Genomic DNA, 17223 nt, shown 5'->3' on the forward strand with positions numbered 1-17223 from the left:
CTCCACGCGTTGGCGGATGATGGAAAGGCCACCATCGATTTCGACCCTTGATCAGCTCCGAGGTGATCTCAGAGGCGATCTCACCAACTGCGCATAATGTATATTATGTTAACTATGATGTGGGCCACGGGATGGGGTGCCTCGCCATGCGCGCCCAGGGAGCTCCGCCTTCTCCTTATGCCATTCAGAGGGTTATGGTGCTTAATTAAGGCCCGCTCTCGCCGTGGAACACGCCAGGCCCGGGAGCGCTCTCAGGTGGCCGGCTTCGCCCTCCTGCTGAGGATGCCGGTAAGAGACTTGCGCCGCAGGTAGGCATACACCTCGCGCAGCGGCAACTCTTTCGGGCAGACGTCCTGGCAGGCCATCAGTCCCAGGCAACCGAACACGCCTTCGTCGCTGGCAAAGACCTCGAACCAGTCGCCCGTCTTGCGCCGGTCCCGCGGGTCCATCATGAAGCGCGCGATCCGGTTCAGCCCCGCCGGGGCCACGAACGCCGGCCGCGTGTTCGCGACCGCGCAGGACGCCACGCAGCAGCCGCACTCGATACACCGCTCGCGCTCGTAGATGGCCCGCGCGACCTCGTCGTCCATCCGTTCCTCGACCGCATCGGGGTCGAATGGCGCCTTGGCCTCGATCCAGCCCTGGACGCGCTCGGTCATGCCCCTGAACCAGCTGCCGGTATCGACCGCCAGGTCCCCGACCAGGCGAAACGCCGGCAAGGGATGCAGCCGAATCGTCCGCTCGAGCTGCGAGGTCAGCGTCTTGCACGCCAGCGCCGGGCGGCCGTTCACCATCATGCCGCAGGAGCCGCAGACAGCGGAGCGGCAAACGAAGTCAAACTGGAGGGTTGGGTCTTGTTCTTCACGTAACTTATTAAGTGCGATGAAGAGCGACATGAAAGGGGTTTCCTGCAGCTCGAAGGCCTGCATGTGCGGCTTCGAGGCAGGATCTTCCGGGTTGTAGCGAAAGATTTCGAATTTCAGGGTCCGCTGCGCAGCCTGGGACATCACCCCTCCTCCTCAGTTCGGGGCGCTGAAGGCGCCGCGCCAGGCGCCGGGGCGCAGGCTGGAGCCGACGGGCTCGGCCGTCTCCAGGCAGCCCTCGGCCGATTGCGCCGCCGCGACGCGCTGGTTGTAGGCCTCGAGGCTCACATCGAGGTCGACGTAGCCCGAGGCGCCGTAGCCGCGGTGGCCGGGCGGCAGGTCGAGCAGGCCCACGGGCTCGTAGCTGAGCCGGGGTCCCTCGGCGCCGGGCAGCCAGCGGGCCAGCGTCCGGTTCAGCCATTCGGCGTCGTTGCGCTGCGGGTAGTCGATCCGGTGATGGGCCCCGCGGCTTTCCCGGCGCGCCAGCGCGCCCTCCGCCGTCACCAGCGCCAGCCGGAGCATGCCGGGCAGGCGCAGCGCATAAGTCAGCTCGGGATTTGGCCCCGGCGCCGTGGCGCGCAGGCCGATGCTGCCGGCCTCCTGCAGCAGGCGTTTAAGGTCTCGTACGGCGGCCTCGATCTCCTCCCCGGTCCGGAATACGCCGAGACGGTTCATCATGATCTCGCCCATCTCGTCGCGCAGCTGGTAGAGGCTGCGCCCGCCCGCAGGCCGCTGCGCCAGGTCGCGGAGCCGTTGCTCCTGCGCCTTCAGCTCGGCGGAACCCAGCGCGGCGTCGGGCCCAGGTCCGGCTCGCGTGACGAAGTCCGCGATCCGCGCGCCGACTATCCGGCCCGCGACGATAGTCTCGGCCAGGCTGTTGCCGCCGAGGCGGTTGAAGCCGTGCATGTCCCAGCATGCCGCCTCGCCGACGGCGAACAGGCCGGCGAGGCCGTAGGCCTGCCCGTCCTTGTTCACCCGGACGCCGCCCATGGAGTAATGCTGCGTCGGGCGGACCGGGACCAGGTCTTCCCAGGGCTTGATGCCGAGGAAGTCGTGGCAGATCTCGTAGATCTCGCGCAGGCGCGTGGTCAGGTGTTCCTCGCCCAGATGACGCAGGTCGAGCCACAGGTGCGGCCCGTTGGGGCTGTCCACGCCGCGCCCGGCCAGGATCTCGTTCATCATGTGGCGCGACACCACGTCCCGGCTCGCCAGCTCCTGCTTTTCGGGCTCGAGCGCGACCAGGAACCGTTCCCCGGCGGCGTTCAGCAGGTAGCCGCCGTCGCCCCGGCAGCCCTCGGTGACCAGGATGCCGGCCGGCCACAGGCCGGTGGGATGGAACTGCACCGCCTCCATGTTGCCCAGCGGCACGATGCCCGTGTCCAGCGCCAGCACCGCCCCCATGCCCTCGTTGATGACGGCGTTACTGGTGTAGCCGCCGTAAATCCGGCCGTAGCCGCCGGTGGCGATGACCGTGGCCCGGGCGAGGATGGTCTCCAGCCGCCCGGTGCGCAGGCAGCGGACGACCGCGCCGTGGCAGCGCTCCCCGTCGTGCACCAGGGCGATCGCCTCCATGCGGTCGAGCACGTCGATACCGAGTCGCACGACCTGGCTGTCGACGGCATAGAGCGTCGCGTGGCCGGTGCCGGCAGCCGCGTAGCACGCGCGCCACTTGGCGGTGCCGCCGAAATCGCGATGCATGATGAGCCCGGCCTTGTCCGTCGGCTCGTCGACGTCCACCTGCTCACCCTTGATGTGGTAGCGATTGATGCCGGGGCGGAGTCGCGTCCAGGGCACGCCGAAATGCGCCAGCTCGCGGACCGCGAGCGGCGCAGTGTCGGCGAAAATCCGCGCGACCTCCTGGTCGGCGCCCCAGTCGGAGCCGCGCACGGTGTCCAGGAAATGGACGTCGGGGCTGTCGCCCTCGGCCTTGGCGCAATTGCCCAGGGCCGCCTGCATGCCGCCCTGGGCGGCGCAACTGTGGCTGCGCCGCGGCGGCACCAGCGACAGGATCAGCACCGAGTGCCCGGCGGCGGCAGCCTCGATGGCGCAACGCTCGCCCGCCAGCCCGGCGCCTATCACGAGTACATCGGTGATCTTCAACTCAGGACCCCAGCAGGAAGGCGAACGGCGGCGGCAGCCAGCCGGCCATGACGGCCAGCACGAAAATCCCGGCGGCGAGGAACGCGATCCCGAAGATCCGGGCGAAGCGCTTCAGGGCCGGGCGCGAGCGGCCGGCGGCCACCCCCCACTTGAGCGCCAGGCGGTACACGCCGACCGAGGCATGAATGGCCAGCAGCACCAGCAGGACCAGGTAGAACCAGGACAGCCCGGCCGCGACCCGCTCCATGGTGGTGGCCGCCTCCATGCCATGGCGCTCGCCCCACACGGCGGTAAACGTGTCGATGATCATCAGCCCGACATGGAAGCTGCCCAGCACCAGGATCAGCATGCCGGTCCGCAGCTGCCAGACCCAGAGACGGGAGTCCTCGTGCGGCCGCTCCGCCCCCTCCCCGGCGCGCCAGCGCTGGTCCGCGCCGGCCAGCTCGCGCGCCAGGCGGTTGAAGCGGCGCCGCTCGCGCGCGCGGGCGGGAATCTTGCGCGCGGCGGCCACGGCATGCGCCAGGAACAGCAGCGTCACCAGGATCACTACGGGCTGGGCGATGTAGAAACCCTCGAGGAACTCGGCCAGCCGGTCGAAGCCTTCGGGCCCGAACAGCAGCGAGCCGACGTCGAAGACATGGACCCAGATATAGACCGTGAGCAGGAAGCCGCTGCCGCCGCTGAGGATCTCCCAGTAGAGCTCGCGGCGGGCCGCAGCCCGGTCCGCGGGGCCCGCGGGAGTCCCGCAGGCGACGCGCTCGGCGTCGATGACGTCAAGTGGCTGGCGCATGGCGCTCCTCGTTCACTCTCGCCGCGGAGTCTATGTGCAGCACAGGCTTGCGGCGTACTGTGGATTGCCGCAAGCGTGGGTTTTCCGTCGCCGCGGTATATACTTACGCGCCTGTGCGACGGTATCGGCGCCGCGGCGTCCCGGTACCCGGTTTTCTGGCGGGCAGTCACCCTCCCCGCCCGCAATTTCTGACGGAGGCCAAACGGATGGCAGCTCGGTTTTCCCTGGAACAGTACGGCATCGGCGTCGAGGAAATTCACCGCAACCTTCCCGCAGCCGTGCTCTATGAGCACGCGCTGGAGTGGGATCGGGGCTCGGCGATCTCGTCCTCCGGCGCGCTGATCGCCATGTCCGGCGTGAAGACCGGCCGCAGCCCCACCGACAAGCGGATCATCGACGATCCCAACGTCGCCGAGGACGTCTGGTGGGGCAAGGTCAACATGAAGCTCGAACAGCACGCCTTCGAGATCAACCGGACCCAGGCCATCGACTTTTTGAACACCCGCGACCGGCTGTACGTGGTCGACGCCTTTGCCGGCTGGGATCCGAAGTACCGGATCAAGGTCCGGGTCATCTGCGCCCGCCCCTATCATGCGCTGTTCATGCGCAACATGCTGATCCGGCCGACGGCGGAGCAGCTGGCCGATTTCGGCGAGCCCGACTACGTGATTTTCAACGCCGGCAGCTTCCCCGCGAACCGCAACGTGCCCGGCATGACTTCGGGCACCAGCATCAACCTGCAGTTCGGCCACCGCGAAATGGTGATCCTCGGCACCGAATACGCCGGCGAGATGAAGAAAGGCGTATTCACGATCATGAACTACCTGATGCCGGCCCAGGGCGTGCTGTCCATGCACTGCTCGGCCACCGAGGGCGAGGACGGCGACACCTCGATCCTGTTCGGCCTCTCGGGCACCGGCAAGACCACGCTGTCGGCCGACCCCAAGCGCCGCCTGATCGGCGACGACGAGCATTGCTGGAGCGACGACGGCATTTTCAACATCGAGGGCGGCTGCTACGCCAAGGTCATCGACCTGTCCGAGGAGGCCGAGCCCGACATTTACCGGGCCCTGCGCTTTGGTTCCGTGCTCGAGAACGTCGTCTACGACGAGGACACGCGCGCGGTGGACTACGAGGACACGTCCATCACCGCCAACACGCGGGGTTCCTACCCGATCGAGTACATCGACAACGTCAAGATTCCCTGCATGGGCGGGCATCCGAAGAACATCATCTTCCTCACCTGCGACGCCTTCGGCGTGCTGCCGCCCGTCAGCCGCCTGACCCCCGAACAGGCGATGTACCACTTCATCAGCGGCTACACGGCCAAGGTGGCCGGGACCGAGGTGGGCGTGACCGAGCCCGAGGCGACCTTCTCGCCCTGCTTCGGCGGCCCCTTCCTCGTCTGGCACCCGGCCAAGTACGCCGAGCTGCTCGCCGAGCACATCCGCAAGCACGACGCCAACGTCTGGCTGGTCAATACCGGCTGGTCGGGCGGAGCCTACGGCACCGGCAAGCGCATGAAGCTGGCCTTCACGCGCGCGATCATCGACGCCGTCCACTCGGGCGAACTCGCCCGGCAGCCGACCGCGGCCGACCCGATCTTCGGGCTCGCCATCCCGCAGTCCTGCCCGGGCGTGCCGGACGAGATTCTCACCCCGCGCAACACCTGGACCGACAAGGCCGACTACGACGCCACGGCGCACAAGCTGGCCCGGCTGTTCGCCGACAACTTCGCGCACTACGAGGACGTCGCCGGCCGCGCCATCAGCGAGGCGGGCCCGCGGGTCAAGGCGGCCTGAGGATCACCGGCCGGGCTGAGCGGCCGCCAGGCGCGGCATGAGAGACACCCGCCGTGCCGCGCGGCGCTTCCTCGAGGCCGTCGAGTTCGACGACCTGGGCGCCCTGCTGCGGGTTCTCGGCTCCCTGGCCGTCGCGGCGCTGCTGGCCTTCCTGCCGGACTGGCAGGGCCTGGATCCTGCGTCGCGCCGGGCGCTGTTCATCCTCGTGTTTGCTGCGGGACTCTGGGCCACCGAAGCGATCCCCGCCTTCGCGGTCTCGCTGCTGATCATCGGGCTGTGCATCCTGCTGCTGGGGCGGCCCGACGGCGTGTTCGTCGCTGCGGACGAGCCGGAGCGCTGGCAGATTTTCATTGCCCCCATGGCGAGCCCGCTGATCTGGCTGTTCCTCGCAGGCTTCATCCTGGCCGAAGCGGCAGCGCGGACGGGACTCGACCGGACCCTGGCCGGGCTGGTGTTCCGGGCCGCAGGCGACCGCGCCTCCATGGTGCTGCTGGCGGCCATGCTAGCCACCTTCGTGTTCTCCATGTTCATGTCGAACACCGCCACCGCGGCCATGATGATTGCGGTCGTCATGCCCCTGTTGCGGACGCTGCCGGCGGGCCACGGCTTCCGCCCCGCCCTGCCGCTGGGAATCGCGGTGGCCGCCAATCTCGGCGGCATGGGGACGCTGGTGGGGACGCCGCCCAACGCCATCGCTGCCGGCTTTCTCCGCAGCGCAGGGCACGAGCTGTCCTTTCTCGAGTGGATGCTGCTCGGCCTGCCGCCGGCCATGCTGATGGCGACCGGCCTGTTCGCCTTCCTGCTGTACCGCTACCGGCCGGCCGGCCTGCAGCTCGATCGCTCGGCCCTGGCCGCAGTCCACGACAGCGGGCCGCGTGCGCCGCGCTGGCAGCGCGCCGTGGTCGTGCTGGTGTTCACCGTCACGCTGACGCTGTGGATGTTCGGCCCGGCGCCGGCCGCCGTGGTGGCCTTCGTGCCCATCACCGTTCTGTCGGTCACCGGCGTGATCGGCGTCCAGGAGATCCGGCAGCTGCGCTGGGACGTGCTGATCCTGATGGCCGGCGGGCTGGTGCTCGGCGTGGCGGTGACCGAAACGGGCCTGGCCGCCTGGCTCGTCGGAGGCCTGCCCGGTTCGGACTCCGGCCTCCTGGGCGCCGCGCTGGCCTTCGCCCTGCTCACCACGGTGCTCTCCAATTTCATGAGCAACACGGCGACGGCCAATATCCTGGTGCCGCTGGGCGCGGCCGTGGGCATGAGCTTTTCCGGCGACGCCGGCATCCTCCCGGTGGTGATCGCGCTCTCGGCATCGACGGCCATGTGCCTGCCGATCGCAACCCCGCCGAACGCCATCGCCTTCTCCACCGGGGAGCTGCACACCCGCTCGTTCCTGGCCCCGGGCCTGGCGCTGGCCGTGGCCACCCCGCTGGTGACGGTGGCGTGGGTGAGCTGGCTGCTGCCGCGGCTCGGCTGAGGGAATGCCGGGGGCGGCTCAGTGACCGCCGGGCCGCCAGCTGCCCTTCAGGTGCGGACTCCCGTCGACCGCCGAAACCAGCCAGTACTCCCGCGCCCCCGCCGCGTCCTCTTCCGCCACGCGCAACTCGACCCGCCCGGGCAACAGCAGCGGCTTGAGAAACCGGGCCTCGAGCCGCGTGCCCGGCCCCGGCGGCGCAGGCGCCAGCCCGCCGAGGCAGCGCGCCAGCGACCACATGCCGTGCGCGATCGCCCGGGGAAAGCCGAACGGCCGGGCCGCGAGCCCCGCCAGGTGTATGGGGTTCCAGTCGCCGGAGACGCGCGCATAGCGCCGCCCCGTGTCGGCGGGCACGTCCCAGGCAGCCGCCACCGGCGGCAGGTCCGGCGCTTCCGGCTGCCGGCGCCGGCCCTTGCGCGGGGCCGGCACGAGAAAGCGCATGGTCTCTCGCCACGCCAGCGCGCCCTGGTGGCGCGCCTCGGTGACGAGCTGGAACTCGTCGCCGCGCGCCTTGCTGCGCCCGCTCGCCAGGCGGCAGTCGAGCGCGAGCTCGGCCTCCACCGGCAGGACATCGAACAGCTCGATGTCGTTGGCCAGGTGCACCAGGCCGAGGAGCCGCACCGGGAACGCCGGCTCCAGCAGCATGGCCATGTGCACGCCGCCGGCCATGATGTGTGGATAGGTGAGCGGCAGGCCGGACGCGTCCGGCAGGCCGCAGACTCGCCGGTAAGCCGCCAGGGCGGCAGGATCCGCCTGGAGCCCGCTGATCTCGGCCTCGATGGCTACGGCGTCGCCGGCAGGCAGGCGCCGCGGGCGCCGGTCCAATGCGGCCCGCAGGTAGCAGCCCGCGATCGAGGGCGGCGCGTCGAAGCGGAGCCGGGCGCCCAAGCGTTCAGGCGCCGAGCGCGCGCACCTTGTCGATGTAGCGCTGCATGGCGTCCTTGGCGGAGGTGCCCTGCAGTCCCTCCCAGGCCTCGTACTTGGCCCGCGCCACGAAATTGAACATGCCGGGCTTGTCGCCGCTCGCGTCGCCTTCCGTCGCCTGCTTGTACAGGGCATAGAGATCCAGCAGGTCATTGTCGCTGGGTCGCTGCTCGAGGCTCTTTACGTCCACCACGGCCTGCTCGAAGCGGGCCTTGAGATCATCCGCCATGCCGTTCCCTCCGTGCCTTAATCGGCCACGCGGTCGATCCGGAGGTTTACCGGACCGCCGTCACCGCCCGAGTACTTTACCGCACCGTAGAGGTCGCCGGGGGCCTCGGCGGGGCCGCCGGAAAGGGACACGCGCGCCACCAGGTCGAGTTCGGGCTGGTCGAGGATAGTCACGCCCTCCATCATGGCGTTTGCATCGGTCAAGGTGACCGAGACCGGCAGCTCGGTGGAACGGGCGCGCACCACGGCCAGCGGCGGGCCGCCGGCGGGCAGGCGCGCGATGATGAACACCGGGGCCGACCGGTTGATGCGCGCCGCCAGGGCCGGGTCGATCGACACCTCGAGCCGGATGCCCTCGCCGGCCGCAACCGCCGGAGCTGCGGCCGGGGCCGCCGCCTCAGGCGCCGGGTTCGGGGGCGCCGTCTCCGCAGCCGGCCCCGCCGCCGCCGCCATGGGGCCGCCGCCGGCGCCATGGGACCTGGCGGAAGCGATGCGCTCCTCGATCAGGGGCACCAGGGTCTCCGGCGGATTCAGCGTCATCAGCTTTTCGAGACGCTCGATGGCGAGCTCCCAGTTGGCGTTCTCGTAGGCGTTCAGGCCCCCGTACCAGAGCGCTTTCGGACTGGCCGGCTGGACCATCAGCACGCGCTCGAAGATCGCGCCTGCCTCGCCCTGCAGGCCTTCGGGCTGCGAGAGCGCGAGCGCCTCCCCGAGATCGGCCAGGATATTGGGGGACTGGTTGCCGTCGAGGCTGGCCGCTCGGCGGAAGGCGCTGGCGGCATCCTCGAAGCGCCGCAGCGACATGTAGGTGCGGCCGAGCAACTGCCAGCTCTCGAGCTCGTCGGGATTCTGCACGAGCCTCTGTTCCAGCGCCCGCAAGGCCTGGTCCATCTCGTGCATCTCGTCGCCGCCCTGGGCCATGTTCGGGCTCTGGCCCCAGTTCCAGGTGGACCAGTGCGAATACATGATGATGCCGACGACCGGGACGGCAAACGCCACGAGGATCCCGGTGCCGAGCGTGGCGGAGCTGCGCCCCTCGCCTTCCTGCACCCAGGCGCGAATCACGGGCACGAGCACCATCGCCGCGGCCACCAGCCCGAGGGCCAGGGCCGCGATCCAGAATTGAGTCATGTGTTCTCTCCCATCCCGTCGGGCTCCTCACCCGACTCGTGCGAGCGCCGGCCGACGACGGTCACCATCACGGCGGCGCCGACCAGCAGGAGGATGACCGGAGCGCCCCACAGCAGGTAGGTGATCGGCTTGAGAGGCGGGTCGTACAACACGAAGTCGCCATAGCGATCCGTCATGAACGCCTTGATCTCCTCGTCAGTCTTCCCTTCGAGGATCATGTCGCGGGTGATTCGGCGCAGGTCGCGCGCCAGGTCGACGTTGGACTCGGCGACGCTCTGGTTCTGGCACACCACGCAACGGAATTCGTTGATCAGACGCTCATAGCGCACCAGCTGCTCAGGCGTGGCGAAGGTGTCCTCCGGATTCATCGCCAGCACGCCCTCCTCCGCGAACACCGGCGACGAGGCCAGCACGACGGCCGCCGCCAGCGCCAGCCACAGGCCGCGCCTCACGGCCGTGCTCCCTGCATCTGGGCGATGCGCGGCAGGAACTCCTCCTGCCATACCCCCGGGGTCATCGGGCCCAGGTGCTTGTAGACAATCGTCCCGGCCGGATCGATCAGGAAGGTCTCCGGGGAACCGTAGACGCCCCAGTCGAGGCTGACCATGCCGTCCGGATCGAAGGCCACGCGCTCATAGGGATCCCCCAGGCGCCGCAGCCAGTCGAGGGCCTTGTCGCGCTCGTCCCGGTAGTTCATGCCGTACAGGGGGACGCCGCTGGACCGCGCCAGCTGCATCAGGAAGGGATGCTCCTGGCGGCAGCCCGAGCACCAGGTCGCCCAGACATTGAGCACGGCCGGCCGGCCGAGCATGTCCGACTGTGCGAACGTCGCCTCCGGCTGGCGCAGGTCCTGGAGCTGGAACTGGGGCGCCGGCTTGCCGATCAGCGGCGAGGGCACCGTGCGCGGATCGAGGAACAGGCCCTTGTAGAAGAACCCGGCCAGTACCACGAAGGCGATGACCGGCAACAGGTACTTGAGCGTCTTCATCAGGCCATGCCCTCCTGGAGCTTGCCGGACGCCTGCTTGCCGGCCGGCGCGGTCTCGCTCTGCCGGGCCGTACGGTAGCGCTTGTCGGTGACGCCGAAGAACGCTGCCAGCGCCATGATCAGGGCGGCGAGCCAGATGAAGCGGATATAGGGCTTGTACTGGATGCGCATGCTCCAGGCGCCCTGCCCCAGCGGCTCGCCCATGGCGACGAAGATGTCGCGATGGAGGCGCGGATGAATGTCCGCCTCGGTCATGGGGTTCTGCTGCACCAGGTAAGTGCGCTTCTCCGGATAGAGCACCGTCACCTGCTCGCCGTTCTTCTCGACGATCACCTCGCCGCGGACGGCAGTGTAATTCGGGCCCTGCACGTTGCGGGTGCCGGCCAGGGTGAAGGAATAGTCGTCGACCTGCACGGTGTCGCCCGGCTTCATGCCGATGTCACGGGCGATGCCGTAGGTCTCGACCATGGTGACGCCGATCACGAACATGCCGACCGCGAAGTGCGACACCGCCATGGAGATCATGGTGCGCGAATAGCCCCGGAACGAGCGCTTGCGCAGCAGGTACCTGATCGGGTCGATCAGCGCTACCGACATCACCCATACCCCGAGCACGATGCCGACGAACTTCATCACGCTCAGCTGCCCGTAGACGATCAACGGGACGATGATCGAAAACAGCACGGTGAACAGGGCGAAGGGCCACAGCTTGCCCTTCAGCTGGGACCAGTCCGTCTTCTTCCAGGCCATGTGCATGCCGATGCCCATCAAGAGCACGGCCGGGATGGCCGGGATGATGAACACCGTATTGAAGTACGGCGGCCCGACCGAGATCTTGCCCAGCCCGAGCCCGTCGAGGAACAGCGGGTAGAGGGTGCCGAACAGGATCAACAGGGTCGCGACCACGAACAGCATGTTGTTGGCGAGCAGGAAGGTCTCGCGCGAGAACGGCGCGAAGCCGCCCTTCTGCGCCAGCTGCGGCGCGCGCCAGGCGTAGAGCGCCAGCGCCCCGCCAATGAAGAACACCAGCATCGCCAGGATGAACATGCCGCGACCGGGGTCGGTGGCGAACGCGTGCACCGACACCAGCACGCCCGAACGCACCAGGAAGGTGCCGAGCAGGCTGAGTGAGAACGCGGAGACGGCCAGCAGCAGGGTCCAGCCCTTGAACAGGCCCCGCCGCTCGGTCACGGCCAGCGAGTGCAGCAGCGCAGTGCCGACCAGCCACGGCATGAAGGAGGCGTTTTCCACCGGGTCCCAGAACCACCAGCCGCCCCAGCCCAGCTCGTAGTAGGCCCACCAGCTGCCGAGCGCAATGCCGATGGTGAGGAAGGCCCAGGCCGCTGCCGTCCAGGGACGGATCCAGCGGGCCCACTGCTGGTCGAGCTTGCCCTCGATCATCGCGGCGATGGCGAAGGCGAAGGCGACCGCGAAGCCGACGTAGCCCATGTAGAGCATCGGCGGGTGGATCGCCAGGCCGGGGTCCTGCAGCAGCGGGTTGAGATCGCGGCCGTCCAGCGGGGCCGGGATCATGCGGTCGAAGGGATTCGACGTTGCCAGCATGAAGAGCAGGAAAGCGGAACTGACCAGGCCCATGATGGCCAGCACCTTGGCCAGCGTCGGCGTGGGGATGCTGCGCGAGAACACGCCGACCAGGGCGCCCCAGGCGGCGAGCATCAGCGCCCACAACAGCATCGATCCCTCGTGGCCGCCCCAGACGCCCGAGACCTTGTAGAGCATGGGCAGCTGGGAGTTCGAGTGGTTGGCCACGTAGGCCACCGAGAAGTCGCTCACCACGTGAGCGTAAGTCAGGGCCGCGTACGCGATGGCGACGAACACGAAATGCCCCAGGGTGATCGACTTGGTGGCCGCACTCCAGGAGGGCTTGTTGAAGATCGGGCCCGCGAGGCCGAAGAAGGCCTGCGCGAGAGTGAGGCAAAGCGCCAGCGCCAGCGCTACGTGGCCGAGTTCAGGAATCACTTAGTAGCCTCCGGTCGTCTGCTGCTGGCCGGTGCGCTTGTGCGTCTCTTCCAGCGAGGCCGCGACTTCCGGCGGCATGTAGTTCTCGTCATGCTTGGCGAGGATCTCGTCGGCCACGAACTGCCCGCCGTCGAGCCGGCCGTGGGCGATGATCCCCTGCCCCTCGCGGAACAGGTCGGGCAGGATGCCGGTGTAGAGGACCGGCAGGACATGGGCCTCGTCGGTCAGCGTGAAGCGCACCTCCATGGTGCCTTCCTTGCGGACGATCGAGTCCTCGACCACCAGGCCGCCGACCCGGAAACGACGATCCTCCGGCGCTTCGCCCGCTTCCATCTGCGTGGGGCTGTAGTAATAGAGGATGTTCTGGTTCATTGCCTTCAGCAGGAAGGTCGCGCCCAGGCCCACGCCTGCGATGACCAGACCCACGGCAAGAAGACGCTGGTTACGAGCTTTCATTCAGACCTCCTCTGCGGCCAGCCGACGGCGGGCCGTTTCCATGCGCGAACGGAGCAGACGCCGGGCCATCCAGACGTTGGCGCCGAGCACTACAAAAGACAGGATGACGCTGGACCAGACGTACCATGTGTATTTTCCGAAGGTCAGGAATTCCATTGTCAACCTCTACCGATGACCTCGCGAAGCCACTTTTTGTTCCGCTCCCGGGCGATCAGCTCCGCCCGGGTGCGCACCATCAGCACCGCGAAAAAGAAGAAAGTGAAGCCCAGCCACATCACCAGGAGCGGCACCAGCATTTCCGGATCCATCGACGGCTTGCCGATCTTGGAGATGGTGGCGGGCTGGTGCAGGGTGTTCCACCACTCCACCGAGTACTTGATGATCGGGATGTTGATCACGCCGATGATCGCCAGGAGCGCGCTGGCACGGTCGGCGCGGTTCTCGTCGTCGATTGCCGCCCGCAGGGCCATGTAGCCGAAGTACAGGAACAGCAGCACCAGCGTCGAGGTCAGGCGCGCGTCCCAGACCCACCAGGTGCCCCACATCGGCTTGCCCCAGATCGACCCGGTGGCCAGCGCCACCACGGTGAACGAAGCCCCGATCGGCGCGCACGCGGCCGCGACCGCATGTGCCAGCTTGATGCGCCAGATCAGCCCGACCGCCGCCGCCGCCGCCATCACGACGTAGCCGAACTGGGACAGCCAGGCGCTCGGCACGTGGAAATAGATGATGCGGAACGCGTCGAGCTGCTGGTAGTCGGGCGGCGCTACCCAGAGGCCGCCGACGGTACCGACGGCAATGAGCACGACGGCGAACCAGCTGAACCACGGCACCATGGTGCCGGACAAGCGCCAGAAATGCGGTGGCGAACCGAGCTTATGAATGAATGCAAACATGGGCGGCTATTTAACAACCAAGTAGAACGAGTCTCAATTGCGAGCAATACGAATGCGGACCGGGGAACTTTTTCGTCGGGGCCCGCTACACGCGACCAATGATCGCTTGATTATCGATGATTACGCCGGCCGCCGCGAGTCCCGCGGTGGTCAGTCGAGGCTGATCCGCATGGCCGCCGCCATGCCGGCCGGAGCCAGGCTGACGGCCAGCAACAGGATTGCCGCGAGCAAATACATCACGCCGCCCACGTCGAGCCCCTGCATTGCCATGTCCGTCGCGCGCGCCCCGAAGATCAGCACCGGCATCACGATCGGCAGGATCAGCAGGGAGAGCAGTCCCCCGCCCCGCCGCAGGCCCACTGTGAGCGCGGCCATGACCGCGCCGGCCAGGCTGAGCACCGGAGTGGCCAGCAGCAGCGCCAGCATCGTTTCCGGCACGGCGTCGCCGGGCAGGAACAGGGCGTGGCCCACGATGGGCGCCATCAGCACCAGCGGTAATCCCGTCATCAGCCAGTGGGCCGTGGTCTTGGCGAGCAGCAGCAGGGACAGCGGCTGGGGCGACAGCGCCAGCTGCTCCATGGTGCCGTCCTCCACGTCCTGGCGGAACAGGCTCTCCGCGGCCAGCAGCGAGGCCAGCAGCGCCGAGACCCAGATCACCCCCGGGGCGATGGCCTGCAGCAACTCCGGCGCCGGGCTGAGCGCCAGCGGGAACAGCGTGGTGACCATGACGAAGAACATCAGCGGATTCGCCGCCTGGCCGATGTGGCGGAAAGCCAGCCGGAGGTCGCGCGTCAGCTGCAGCCAGAAAGCGGTGCCGAGTCCGGGCCATTCATTCATCAGCCCAGCTCCAGTCGTCGGGTCACGCCGGCGGCCACGCCATGGGCCTGGTGCGCAACCAGCAGCACCAGGCCGTCCCGGGCAAGATGCTCGCTCATCATCTGGTCGACCAGCTCCCGCCCGGCCACGTCCAGGTTGGTATAGGGCTCGTCCAGGACCCAGAGCCTGGCCCCGCTGGCGAGCGCCTTGGCCAGCGACACCCGGCGTTTCTGGCCGGCCGAGAGGCTGCGCGCCGGCACGTGCCGGCGCTTGGTGAGCCCGACCTTGTCGAGCGCCGCGTGGAGGTCCGCCTTGCTCAGCCAGGCCCGCAGGCCCAGCTGGAAGACCAGGTTCTCCTCGGCGGTCAGGTCGGCCTTCAGGCTCTCCCGGTGGCCGAGGTAGCAGAGGCTGGCGTGAAAATCGGCCCGGTTGCGGGAGATCTTGCGCTCGCGCCAGTACACGTCGCCCGTCTCGGGCAGCGTCAGTCCGCACAGCACGCGCAACAGGCTGGTCTTGCCGCAGCCATTGGGCCCGACGATGTGGAGCAGCTCGCCGGCGCGCAACTCGAAGGAGACTTTAGTGAACAGGCGCGTCTCGCCCCGCCACAGCTCGAGGTCGCGACCCTCCAGCAATACCGGGCCTGCGGCGGTGGCCGTCATGGCCGCCCTCTCCCAGCGCCGGCGGGCGCTGCGCTGATCCTGCGTGGCAAGGCACTCCCCTCTGTCTTTTCTCGGCCGCCCGTCCTGCATCGCAGCACCGTTCCGCGCAGGCGACCGGCGGGCGCCGCGCAGTATACACTCCCCGGAAACCGACAAGGCATCAGTGGCGTCCGCAACCAGGCGGCGTCGCTCGGGCCGGCAGCAAGGGGGACGACCATGGGATATGCGGAGACTTACCGGCGCTCGATCGAATCACCGGAGGATTTCTGGGCCGAAGCGGCCGCGGCCATCGACTGGGACAGCGCCTGGGAACGCGTGCTGGACGACAGCCAGGCCCCGCTCTACCGCTGGTTTTCCGGGGCCCGGCTCAATACCTGCTACAACGCTCTGGACCGCCATATCGAACAGGGCCGCGGCGACCAGCCGGCGCTGATTTACGACAGTCCCGTGACCGCGACCAAGGCCGAGCTCAGCTACAGCGAGCTCCGCGACCGCGTGGCGCGCCTCGCCGGCGGGCTCAAGGCGCTCGGCGTGGCGCAAGGCGACCGCGTGATCCTGTACATGCCCATGATCCCCGAAGCGGTGATCGGCATGCTGGCCTGCGCGCGCATCGGCGCGATCCACTCGGTGGTGTTCGGCGGCTTCGCCGCGCGCGAGCTCGCCACCCGCATCGACGACGCCCGGCCCAAGGTCATTCTCTCCGCCTCCTGCGGCATCGAGGTCAATCGCGTCATTCCTTACAAGCCGCTGCTCGACGAGGCGATTCGCAGCGCGGCCTTCCCGCCGGCCCACTGCGTCATCCTCGCGCGGCCCGAGGCGGCATCCGACCTGAAGGACGGGCGGGACCTCGACTGGCTGGAGCTGGAGGCCGAAAGCGAACCGGCGGACTGCGTCCCGGTCGCCGCGACCGACCCGCTGTACATCCTCTATACCTCCGGCACTACCGGCATGCCCAAGGGCGTGGTGCGCGACCACGGCGGCCACGCCGTCGCGCTGGCGTGGAGCATGAAGCACGTGTACGGGGTCGAGCCGGGCGAGGTCTTCTGGGCCGCCTCCGACGTCGGCTGGGTGGTCGGGCACAGCTATATCGTTTACGGCCCGCTGATCCATGGCTGCACCACGGTGCTGTACGAGGGCAAGCCGGTCGGCACGCCGGACGCCGGCGCCTTCTGGCGCGTGATCGCCGAATACGGCGTGAGCGTGATGTTCACCGCGCCGACGGCTTTCCGCGCCATCAAGCGCGACGACCCGCGCGGCGAGTTCATCGGCCGCTACGACCTGTCGCAGCTCCGCGCCCTGTTCCTGGCCGGTGAGCGCTGTGATCCCGACACCCTCAACTGGGCCAGCGAGAAGCTGCAGATTCCGGTCATCGACCACTGGTGGCAAACCGAGACCGGCTGGCCGATCGCGGCGAACTGCCTCGGCATCGAGCAGCTGCCCGTCAAGCCCGGCTCGCCGACGCGGGCCGTGCCCGGCTACGACGTCAGGGTGCTCGCCGAGGACGGCCAGGAAGTGCCGGACGGCGAGATCGGCAGCATCATGATCCGCCTGCCGCTGCCCCCGGGCACCCTGCCCACGCTGTGGGGCAACGACCAGCGCTACATCGACGCTTACCTGAGCGCGCAGCCGGGCTGGTACCTCACGGGCGACGCGGGCTATCGCGACGAGGACGGCTACCTGTGGATCATGAGTCGCATCGACGACATCATCAACACGGCCGGCCACCGGCTCTCGACCGGCGCCATGGAGGAGGTGCTGGCTTCGCACCAGGACGTCGCCGAGGCGGCCGTGATCGGCGCCCACGACGACCTGAAGGGCGAATTGCCGGTGGGCCTGGTGGTCCTCAAGTCTGGCGTGGACCGCCCCGAGGACGAGATCAAGGCCGAACTGGTGCAGATGGTGCGCGACAAGATCGGGCCGGTGGCCGCGTTCAAGAAAGTCGCGATCGTGGACCGGCTGCCGAAGACCCGCTCCGGCAAGGTCCTGCGCGCGACCATGCGCAAGATCGCCGACGGCAAGGACTACACGGTGCCGGCGACCATCGACGACCCGGTGATCCTGGACGAGGTCACGGACGCCCTGCGCTCGATCGGCTACGGCAAGGGCTGAGCGCCGGGGCCGGC

At 68.6% G+C, this 17223-nt stretch carries 17 protein-coding genes; 3 read left to right on the top strand and 14 right to left on the bottom strand.

Translation table 11 applies throughout. From position 1 onward, the window contains the following. Positions 1-251: 251 nt before the first annotated feature. The 3 genes from G6N75_RS14405 to G6N75_RS14415 are packed head-to-tail and all read right to left on the bottom strand — an operon-like array spanning position 252 to position 3753. The gene (locus G6N75_RS14405) at positions 252-1007 is read right to left on the bottom strand and encodes a fumarate reductase iron-sulfur subunit (protein WP_165349045.1); all 756 of its coding nucleotides are present in this window, start codon (positions 1005-1007) and stop codon (positions 252-254) included. A gap of 12 nt (positions 1008-1019) precedes the next feature. Next, positions 1020-2963: a fumarate reductase flavoprotein subunit gene (locus G6N75_RS14410; RefSeq protein ID WP_165349046.1), complete on the bottom strand. Its 1944-nt coding sequence runs from the start codon at positions 2961-2963 to the stop codon at positions 1020-1022. 1 nt (position 2964) lies between these two features. Continuing rightward, positions 2965-3753, bottom strand: coding sequence for a hypothetical protein (locus tag G6N75_RS14415; RefSeq protein WP_165349047.1), 789 nt, complete (start codon positions 3751-3753; stop codon positions 2965-2967). Positions 3754-3959: 206 nt separating this feature from the next. On the opposite strand from G6N75_RS14415, the gene pckA reads away from it, so the two are divergent. After that, a complete protein-coding gene (pckA, locus tag G6N75_RS14420; RefSeq protein ID WP_165349048.1) occupies positions 3960-5555 on the top strand; it encodes a phosphoenolpyruvate carboxykinase (ATP) in 1596 nt (531 codons plus the stop codon). A gap of 37 nt (positions 5556-5592) precedes the next feature. Further along, entirely contained in the window at positions 5593-7026 is a 1434-nt protein-coding gene (locus tag G6N75_RS14425) for a DASS family sodium-coupled anion symporter (RefSeq protein ID WP_165349049.1), read from the top strand. A gap of 18 nt (positions 7027-7044) precedes the next feature. Here G6N75_RS14425 and G6N75_RS14430 read toward each other — a convergent pair whose 3' ends face one another. The 11 genes from G6N75_RS14430 to ccmA all read right to left on the bottom strand — a co-directional run bounded on the left by G6N75_RS14430 (position 7045) and on the right by ccmA (position 15100). After that, a complete protein-coding gene (locus tag G6N75_RS14430) occupies positions 7045-7911 on the bottom strand; it encodes a MaoC/PaaZ C-terminal domain-containing protein (RefSeq protein WP_165349050.1) in 867 nt (288 codons plus the stop codon). Between the two features lie 4 nt (positions 7912-7915). Continuing rightward, positions 7916-8176 (bottom strand): acyl-CoA-binding protein, encoded by a 261-nt coding sequence (locus G6N75_RS14435; protein WP_165349051.1) that lies wholly within the window; start codon positions 8174-8176, stop codon positions 7916-7918. 17 nt (positions 8177-8193) lie between these two features. Continuing rightward, positions 8194-9306 carry a hypothetical protein gene (locus G6N75_RS14440; RefSeq protein WP_165349052.1) on the bottom strand — a complete coding sequence of 371 codons (1113 nt, stop codon included), beginning with the start codon at positions 9304-9306 and terminating at the stop codon, positions 8194-8196. Next, positions 9303-9758 (bottom strand): cytochrome c-type biogenesis protein, encoded by a 456-nt coding sequence (locus tag G6N75_RS14445; RefSeq protein WP_165349053.1) that lies wholly within the window; start codon positions 9756-9758, stop codon positions 9303-9305. Before G6N75_RS14445 ends, G6N75_RS14440 begins: the two co-directional genes overlap by 4 nt. Continuing rightward, complete coding sequence (locus G6N75_RS14450; RefSeq protein WP_165349054.1) at positions 9755-10294, bottom strand: DsbE family thiol:disulfide interchange protein; 540 nt, start codon at positions 10292-10294, stop codon at positions 9755-9757. The genes G6N75_RS14445 and G6N75_RS14450 overlap by 4 nt, the downstream gene beginning before the upstream one ends. Continuing rightward, complete coding sequence (locus G6N75_RS14455) at positions 10294-12273, bottom strand: heme lyase CcmF/NrfE family subunit (RefSeq protein ID WP_165349055.1); 1980 nt, start codon at positions 12271-12273, stop codon at positions 10294-10296. The genes G6N75_RS14450 and G6N75_RS14455 overlap by 1 nt, the downstream gene beginning before the upstream one ends. After that, positions 12274-12729: a cytochrome c maturation protein CcmE gene (gene ccmE / locus G6N75_RS14460; protein ID WP_165349056.1), complete on the bottom strand. Its 456-nt coding sequence runs from the start codon at positions 12727-12729 to the stop codon at positions 12274-12276. Continuing rightward, positions 12730-12885: a heme exporter protein CcmD gene (gene ccmD / locus G6N75_RS14465; RefSeq protein WP_165349057.1), complete on the bottom strand. Its 156-nt coding sequence runs from the start codon at positions 12883-12885 to the stop codon at positions 12730-12732. It abuts the gene before it with no gap. A gap of 2 nt (positions 12886-12887) precedes the next feature. Then, positions 12888-13625, bottom strand: coding sequence for a heme ABC transporter permease CcmC (gene ccmC, locus G6N75_RS14470; protein WP_165349058.1), 738 nt, complete (start codon positions 13623-13625; stop codon positions 12888-12890). A 150-nt stretch (positions 13626-13775) separates the two neighbouring features. After that, complete coding sequence (ccmB, locus tag G6N75_RS14475; RefSeq protein ID WP_165349059.1) at positions 13776-14462, bottom strand: heme exporter protein CcmB; 687 nt, start codon at positions 14460-14462, stop codon at positions 13776-13778. Continuing rightward, positions 14462-15100, bottom strand: a complete 639-nt coding sequence (ccmA, locus tag G6N75_RS14480) for a cytochrome c biogenesis heme-transporting ATPase CcmA (protein WP_165349060.1) — start codon at positions 15098-15100, stop codon at positions 14462-14464. The genes ccmB and ccmA overlap by 1 nt, the downstream gene beginning before the upstream one ends. Before the next feature lie 216 nt (positions 15101-15316). On the opposite strand from ccmA, the gene G6N75_RS14485 reads away from it, so the two are divergent. Beyond that, the gene (locus G6N75_RS14485) at positions 15317-17209 is read left to right on the top strand and encodes a propionyl-CoA synthetase (RefSeq protein WP_165349061.1); all 1893 of its coding nucleotides are present in this window, start codon (positions 15317-15319) and stop codon (positions 17207-17209) included. The last annotated feature ends 14 nt before the right edge of the window (positions 17210-17223 follow it).

The organism is Thioalkalivibrio sp. XN8 (assembly GCF_011058255.1).
Taxonomy (GTDB): Bacteria; Pseudomonadota; Gammaproteobacteria; order Steroidobacterales; family XN24; genus XN24.

Coding starts and splice junctions, on each gene's coding strand:
- G6N75_RS14405 (WP_165349045.1), bottom strand. CDS start 1,007: ATGTCCCAGGCTGCGCAGCGGACCCTGAAATTCGAAATCTTTCGCTAC.
- G6N75_RS14425 (WP_165349049.1), top strand. CDS start 5,593: ATGAGAGACACCCGCCGTGCCGCGCGGCGCTTCCTCGAGGCCGTCGAG.
- ccmE (WP_165349056.1), bottom strand. CDS start 12,729: ATGAAAGCTCGTAACCAGCGTCTTCTTGCCGTGGGTCTGGTCATCGCA.
- ccmC (WP_165349058.1), bottom strand. CDS start 13,625: ATGTTTGCATTCATTCATAAGCTCGGTTCGCCACCGCATTTCTGGCGC.
- G6N75_RS14440 (WP_165349052.1), bottom strand. CDS start 9,306: ATGACTCAATTCTGGATCGCGGCCCTGGCCCTCGGGCTGGTGGCCGCG.
- G6N75_RS14450 (WP_165349054.1), bottom strand. CDS start 10,294: ATGAAGACGCTCAAGTACCTGTTGCCGGTCATCGCCTTCGTGGTACTG.
- G6N75_RS14435 (WP_165349051.1), bottom strand. CDS start 8,176: ATGGCGGATGATCTCAAGGCCCGCTTCGAGCAGGCCGTGGTGGACGTA.
- G6N75_RS14415 (WP_165349047.1), bottom strand. CDS start 3,753: ATGCGCCAGCCACTTGACGTCATCGACGCCGAGCGCGTCGCCTGCGGG.
- G6N75_RS14485 (WP_165349061.1), top strand. CDS start 15,317: ATGGGATATGCGGAGACTTACCGGCGCTCGATCGAATCACCGGAGGAT.
- ccmD (WP_165349057.1), bottom strand. CDS start 12,885: ATGGAATTCCTGACCTTCGGAAAATACACATGGTACGTCTGGTCCAGC.
- ccmA (WP_165349060.1), bottom strand. CDS start 15,100: ATGACGGCCACCGCCGCAGGCCCGGTATTGCTGGAGGGTCGCGACCTC.
- ccmB (WP_165349059.1), bottom strand. CDS start 14,462: ATGAATGAATGGCCCGGACTCGGCACCGCTTTCTGGCTGCAGCTGACG.
- pckA (WP_165349048.1), top strand. CDS start 3,960: ATGGCAGCTCGGTTTTCCCTGGAACAGTACGGCATCGGCGTCGAGGAA.